Consider the following 6,280-nt stretch of genomic DNA (forward strand, 5'->3'; position numbering starts at 1 on the left):
GAGATGCACCGACTCTACTCACAGTCGCGACGCACCGACTCGGGTCGGTGAACCGGGGGCGGCGTACTCACTCGGTCGCAGCGCCAGGGCCTGTCGCGTCCAGACGCGCCCGCAGGAACGTCTCGACCACGGACCGCCAGCGCTCGGAGTCGACGTTCCACTCCCGGCAGTGCAGAGCGCGCTGCCACGTCTCGAGCTGGATGACGTCGGGGCGGGCGTCGGCGAGGTCGCGCGACGGGCCGTACGGCACGAAGTCGTCGTCCTCGGAGTGGATCAAGAGGGTCGGCACCCGCAGCTCGCCGGCGCGCGCGATCCAGTCGGTGTGCGGAATCGGCAGCGGCATGCTGACCCCGCCGAGGACCTTGCTCCACGACTGACCGATGAGGCGCTGGCCGGTGTGGCTGAGCGCGAGCGGGAGCCGGTGCGCGACCGCGTGGAAGTCGATGACCTGCCGCCAGCTCACGACCGGCGCGTCGAGCACCACCCCGACCACGCGGTCGGCGTACGCCGAGTGGTCCAGCAGCTGCAGCACGATGGCGCCGCCCATCGACCATCCGAAGAGCACGATGCGCCGCGCGCCGCGCTCGACGGCGTACGCGAGGGCGGCTTCGATATCGCGCCATTCGGACAGTCCCAGGTGGTAGCGACCGTCGGCACTGGACGGCGCATCGACGTCGTTGCGGTAACCGGGCACCAGGATCGCGAGACCGAGGTCGTGCAGGAGCGGCACCGCGCGCAGCGCCTCGGCGCGGGAGGCTCCGCGGCCGTGCACGAGGACGGCCCACACGTCGCCGTGCGGCCGGTCGGGCTCGCTCACCCACGCGGGCATCGCACCGAGCGGCCCGTCGTACGTCGCCTCCTCCAGCGACGTGCCGTCGTTGGTGGAGGGCGCGGGGAAGAAGTAGCCGTTGAGCCGAGCGGGGCCGGGCACCACCGTGCCGGTGTCGACACCGAGCAGTTCGCGGGTCACGGAGTCCGCGTCCTCGTGAAGGATCGCGCCGACCCGTGCGTGACCCGAGAACGCCTGCCAGTACAAGCCATAGCGCCCCGGAGCGCTCGAACCGGGAGTGCGCTGGAGCGTGATGGTGCCGTCGCCGACAGCGAGGACCGTCTCGTCCTCGGCCCCCAACGCAGGTGTCAGGATCTGGCGCACGAAGTAGCCGCCGAGCCCGAGCGCTGCCGCCCCGGCGAGGGTGACCCCCACGGCTCCGGCGGTCGCTGTCCTTCGGATGGCGTGGCTCACGGCGTTATCGTGCCAGGTCGCGGCACCGAAGGCTGACGGCGTTCACCACCATTGACGGCGTTCGAACACCGTCGGGGCGCGTGCAGGCGTCGGAAGCAGACGTGCGGGGGGCGGTCAGTCCGCCGCTACCCCGAGGCCCGGCACGATGTCGGCGAGGCGGAAGTTGACCGGCTCCTCGAGCTGCTCGTACGTGCAGGACTCGGGTGTTCGGTCCTCGCGCCAGCGGATGAAGTGCGCGAGGTGACGGAAGCGGGTGCCCTCCATGTGCTCGTACTTGACCTCGAGCACGCGCTCGGGGCGCAACGGAACGAACGACAGGTCCTTGGTCGCATTCCAGCGGCTCACGTTGCCCGGCAACCGCTGACCCTGGTGTGCCTCGGCGTTCGCCCACTCCTGCCACGGGTGCGTGTCCCCGTCACCCAGCAGCAGCGGCTCCAGCTCCTCGACCAGTTCGGCACGCCGCTTCGCCGTGAAGGCGCCGACGACGCCCACGTGCTGCAGCCGGCCTTCTTGATAGAGCCCAAGGAGCAGGGATCCGATCAGGGGCTTCTCCTCCGTCGAGGTCTTGTGCCAGCGGTACCCAGCCAGCACGCAGTCGGCGGTCCGCGTGTGCTTGATCTTGAACATGACCCGCTTGTCCTGCTGGTAGGTGCCGTCGAGCGGTTTCGCGACGACCCCGTCCAGGCCGGCGCCCTCGAAGTCGGTGAACCACCGCTGCGCCACCTTCGGGTCGGTCGTCGCGGGCGTCACGTGGACCGACGGACCGGCACCGGACAGTGCGTCGACCAGTAGTGCGCGGCGCTCCTCGAACGGCCGACCGCTCAGGTCGTCGTCGCCGAGGGCCAGCAGGTCGAACGCCACGAACGACGCCGGCGTCTTCTCGCTCAACATCGTCACTCGCGATACCGCTGGATGGATGCGCTGCTGCAGCGCCTCGAAGTCCAGCCCGTGGTCGGTCGCGATGACGATCTCGCCGTCGACCACACACCGTTCCGGCAATTCGTTCAGTACGGCGGCCACGAGCTCCGGGAAGTATCGCGTCATCGGCCGCTCGTTGCGGCTGCCGAGCTCGACCTCGTCGCCGTCACGGAACACCAGCGACCGGAAACCGTCCCACTTCGGCTCGTACGACGCGCCCTCGGGTATGTCGGCCACCGACTTGGCCAGCATCGGCTTGACCGGTGGATTCACGGGAAGCTGCACGACTCAGCCCTCCATCTTCTTGCGCGACGGTTGGACGCGCGGCGGCTCGCCCGGCATCTTCGGATAGTCCGGCGGGAAGGGCATCTCGCCGAGCCCACGTTCCTCGATGTCTTTGTCCCACAACGCGATCGCGCCGCGTACGTCGCCCACGGCACCCGCGTCGGACCACGCGTCACCGCGGTCATCCAGCAGCTTGGGCACCGTAGCGATGGTGAAGTCCTTCGTGGCTATGTCGCTCAGCTCATCCCAGCGCACCGGCATCGAGACGGGAGCCCCGGGCAGCGGCCGCGGGCTGTACGCGCCGGCGATGGTGCGGTCCCGGCATGCCTGGTTGAAGTCCACGAAGATCTTCTCCCCGCGCTCCTCCTTCCACCAGGCGGTAGTCACCATCTCTGGCATCCGACGCTCCAGCTCGCGGGCGACCCCGATCACGCCGTGTCGGACGTCGAGGAACTCGTGGGTCGGCTCGATGCTCGCGTAGACGTGCAGACCCCGATTGCCGGAGGTCTTCACCCGCGGATCGAAACCTGCCTCGCGCAGCACCTCCCGCAGCTGGACGGCCGCTTCGACGACGTCCGCGAACGAGCGCTCTGGTTGCGGGTCCAGGTCGATGCGCAGCTCGTCAGGATGGTCGTTGTCGTCGGCGCGGACCGGCCAGGGATGGAAGGTGACGGTGTTCATCTGGATCGCCCACACCGCGGTGGCGACCTCGTCGAGCACCAGCTGCGGATGCGAGCGCCCCGAGGGATAGGTGCAGGTGACCGACCGCGCGTACTCGGGGACGCCGCGCGGCGGGTTCTTGGAGAAGAAGCGCTCGCCGTCGACCCCGTCCGGAAAGCGCTCGAGCGCCACCGGCCGGTCGCCGTTCGCACGGAGGAACGGCTCCCCCACCGCGACCAGGTACTGCGCGAGGTCCAGCTTCGTGTACCCATCGTCGGGCCACATCACGCGGTCGGGGCTGGAGACCCGCACGGTCCGCGGCTCGCCGCCCGGCGTCTCGATCTCGAGCATGACCGGCTTGCTGGCGCTCATGCCGCCGACCCTATCCGCGTGCACCGGGACGCACCGGGCCGGACGCGAGAGCCGGCGCGAGCACGACTCCGCGTTCACCGAATGGCCATCCGCCGCTCCTGCCGCGGATCCTCCCAGGATGCATACAGTCGAACGACAGCATCCATCCGCGACCTACCGTTCCGCGGAGGTCCGCACCGTCATGGACAGGAAGGCTCCACCATGCCCCGCATCTCGACCCGCACACGCACGCTCAGCGCCTTCGGCACCGTCACCCTGTGCGCCACCGCAGGGCTCGCCGTGTGGCAACCCGCCGCGCACGCCGCATCCGGCACGACCATCGCCCAGATCCAGGGCGCGGCGCACGTGTCGCCGCTCAAGGGCCAGACCGTGCAGGGCGTCGCGGGCCGCGTCACGGCCACCAGCCGCACCGGTTTCTGGATGCAGTCGACGACCCCCGACTCCGACCCCGCCACCAGTGAGGGGATCTTCGTCTACACCAAGACCGTCCCCACGGTCAGCGCCGGCGACGACGTCACGGTGGCGGGCACCGTCGTGGAGTTCCGCCCCGGTGGCAGCGGTGGCGGCGGGAACCTCAGCACCACCGAGCTCAGTGGTGTCACCGTCACGGTCGTGAGCACCGGCAACCCATTGCCCGCTCCCGTGGTCATCGGCCGCGACCGGATCGCACCCCAGCAGACGGTCGAGCAGGGCAACCCCGGCAACGTTGAGACGGCCGGGACCCCGTTCGACCCGTCCCGCAACGCGCTCGACTTCGATGAGTCCCTCGAGGGGATGCGGGTCGCCGAGCTGAACGCGAAGGCCGTCGGCCCGACCGCCGTGTCGTACGGCGAGACGCCGATCGTCCCGGGCCAGAACGTCCGCGCCATCTCGACCCCACGCGGCGGCGTCCTCTACTCCGGTTACGACCACCCCAACGCGATGCGGCTGATCCTCGACACGGCCCTGCTTCCGAAGGCGAGCGTGCCGAGCGCCGCGAACGTGGGCGACCGCTACACCGGCCTCACCACCGGCGTCATGGACTACACGTTCGGCAACTTCCACCTCATGGCGACGTCGGTGGGCGACCGCCGGTCCGCGGGCCTCACCCGCGAGGTCACGGCGCGTCCGTCCCGCTCCCAGCTCGCGGTCGCCACGTTCAACGTGGAGAACCTGGCGCCCCAGGACCCGGCCACCAAGTTCAGCCGGCTCGCCGGCCAGATCGTGACGAACCTGCGCGCCCCCGACCTCGTCGCGCTGGAGGAGATCCAGGACAACAGCGGCGCCACCGACGACGGCACGACCGACTCCTCGGCGACGGTCGCGAAGCTGGTCGCCGCGATCAGCGCCGCGGGCGGCCCGTCGTACCAGTCGCGGTGGATCAACCCGCAGGACAAGACGGACGGCGGTCAGCCGGGCGGCAACATCCGGCAGGTCTTCCTCTTCCGCACCGACCGCGGGCTGTCGTTCGTGGACAAGAGCGGGGGTACGGCGACCTCGTCGACCTCCGTGACGGGGAAGGGCGCCACGACCTCGATCAGCGCCTCTCCCGGCCGCATCGACCCCGGCAACGCCGCATGGACCGACTCCCGCAAGCCGCTGGTGGGTGAGTTCCGCTGGCACGGCGCGCCGGTCTTCGTGATCGCCAACCACTTCAACTCCAAGGGCGGGGACGACCCGCTGATGGGCCGCTGGCAGCAGCCGGTCCGCAGCTCGGAGAACCAGCGGCACCAGCAGGCGACCGTCGTCCGCGGCTTCGTCGACAGCCTCCTGTCGGCGAACAAGAAGGCGAACGTCGTCGTGCTCGGCGACCTCAACGACTTCGAGTTCAGCGCGACCGCCGACATCCTCGCTGGGCACGGCGGCACGCGTCTGACCGACCTACCGCGCACGCTGCCCAAGAACCAGCGCTACACCTACGACTTCGAGGGCAACAGCCAGGTGCTCGACCACATCCTGCTGAGCCCAGAGCTGACCAGGGGCTCGTCGTACAGCTACGACATCGTGCACACGAACGCGGAGTTCAGCGACCAGGACTCCGATCACGACCCGCAGATCGTCCGGCTGCACGTGGGCGGTTGACCCGCAGCTGACCCGTCGCGACCCGTACGCCGCCGACCGGCCGGAAACAACCGACCGGTCGGCGGCGTTGGTCTAGGTAGTCCACGAGAGGAATCCGCCATGTTCGGTCGCACCACCGACAAGTCCGACGACACCAACGAGAAGAGCTACCCGGTCACCAAGTCCGACGCGGAGTGGCGTGAGCAGCTGTCACCGGAGGAGTACCAGGTGCTGCGCAAGTCCGGCACCGAACGCGCGTTCACCGGTGAGTACACCGACACCGAGACCACGGGCATCTACAACTGTCGGGCATGCGGCATCGAGCTCTTCCGCAGCACCGGCAAGTTCCACAGCCACTGCGGGTGGCCGTCCTTCTACGAGCCGTCCGAGGGCGACAACGTCGAGCTCATCACCGATCGCTCGATGGGTATGAAGCGCATCGAGGTGCGCTGCGCCAACTGCGGTTCGCACCTGGGCCACGTCTTCGAGGGCGAGGGGTACGACACCCCGACCGACCAGCGCTACTGCATCAACTCGGTCAGCATCACCCTGCAGCCGACGTCCTGACGTCTCACGCACGACGACGAAGGGTCGCGGCGCGCTCCATGGAGCGCGCCGCGACCCTTTCGCTGTGTGCGGGGTCCGGCGTCAGCGCAGCGCGTTCGCGAAGTCGGCGACGCTGGTCTGCGGGCCGGTGAAGAACGGCAGCTCCTCGCGCACGTGGCGACGCGCCTCGGTTTCGCGCAACGCCCGCATCACGTC

General features: G+C 69.6%; 6 protein-coding genes. 2 read left to right on the forward strand and 4 right to left on the reverse strand.

All coding sequences use genetic code 11. The annotated features are described in order from the left end of the window. Window positions 1-67: 67 nt before the first annotated feature. The 3 genes from J4030_RS18520 to ligD all read right to left on the reverse strand — a co-directional run bounded on the left by J4030_RS18520 (window position 68) and on the right by ligD (window position 3,478). Window positions 68-1,243: an alpha/beta fold hydrolase gene (locus J4030_RS18520; protein WP_307864655.1), complete on the reverse strand. Its 1,176-nt coding sequence runs from the start codon at window positions 1,241-1,243 to the stop codon at window positions 68-70. Window positions 1,244-1,357: 114 nt separating this feature from the next. Beyond that, entirely contained in the window at window positions 1,358-2,446 is a 1,089-nt protein-coding gene (locus J4030_RS17970) for an ATP-dependent DNA ligase (protein WP_307864656.1), read from the reverse strand. Between the two features lie 3 nt (window positions 2,447-2,449). Next, window positions 2,450-3,478 (reverse strand): non-homologous end-joining DNA ligase, encoded by a 1,029-nt coding sequence (ligD, locus tag J4030_RS17975; RefSeq protein WP_243763173.1) that lies wholly within the window; start codon window positions 3,476-3,478, stop codon window positions 2,450-2,452. Between the two features lie 201 nt (window positions 3,479-3,679). Here ligD and J4030_RS10535 point away from each other — a divergent pair, with 201 nt between their 5' ends. Both J4030_RS10535 and msrB read left to right on the forward strand, forming a co-directional pair. Beyond that, window positions 3,680-5,539 (forward strand): endonuclease/exonuclease/phosphatase family protein, encoded by a 1,860-nt coding sequence (locus J4030_RS10535; RefSeq protein WP_243763174.1) that lies wholly within the window; start codon window positions 3,680-3,682, stop codon window positions 5,537-5,539. Between the two features lie 99 nt (window positions 5,540-5,638). Further along, on the forward strand, window positions 5,639-6,085 hold the full coding sequence (gene msrB / locus J4030_RS10540; protein ID WP_208049182.1) for a peptide-methionine (R)-S-oxide reductase MsrB: 447 nt from the start codon (window positions 5,639-5,641) through the stop codon (window positions 6,083-6,085). Between the two features lie 81 nt (window positions 6,086-6,166). Here msrB and J4030_RS18670 read toward each other — a convergent pair whose 3' ends face one another. Further along, window positions 6,167-6,274, reverse strand: a complete 108-nt coding sequence (locus J4030_RS18670) for a hypothetical protein (protein ID WP_374221993.1) — start codon at window positions 6,272-6,274, stop codon at window positions 6,167-6,169. Window positions 6,275-6,280 lie beyond the last annotated feature (6 nt).

Origin of the sequence: Allobranchiibius sp. CTAmp26 (genome assembly GCF_017565405.1) — a bacterium.
In the GTDB taxonomy this organism is placed as follows: domain Bacteria; phylum Actinomycetota; class Actinomycetes; order Actinomycetales; family Dermatophilaceae; genus Allobranchiibius.

Coding starts and splice junctions, on each gene's coding strand:
- J4030_RS10535 (WP_243763174.1), top strand. CDS start 3,680: ATGCCCCGCATCTCGACCCGCACACGCACGCTCAGCGCCTTCGGCACC.
- ligD (WP_243763173.1), bottom strand. CDS start 3,478: ATGAGCGCCAGCAAGCCGGTCATGCTCGAGATCGAGACGCCGGGCGGC.
- msrB (WP_208049182.1), top strand. CDS start 5,639: ATGTTCGGTCGCACCACCGACAAGTCCGACGACACCAACGAGAAGAGC.
- J4030_RS18670 (WP_374221993.1), bottom strand. CDS start 6,274: ATGCGGGCGTTGCGCGAAACCGAGGCGCGTCGCCACGTGCGCGAGGAG.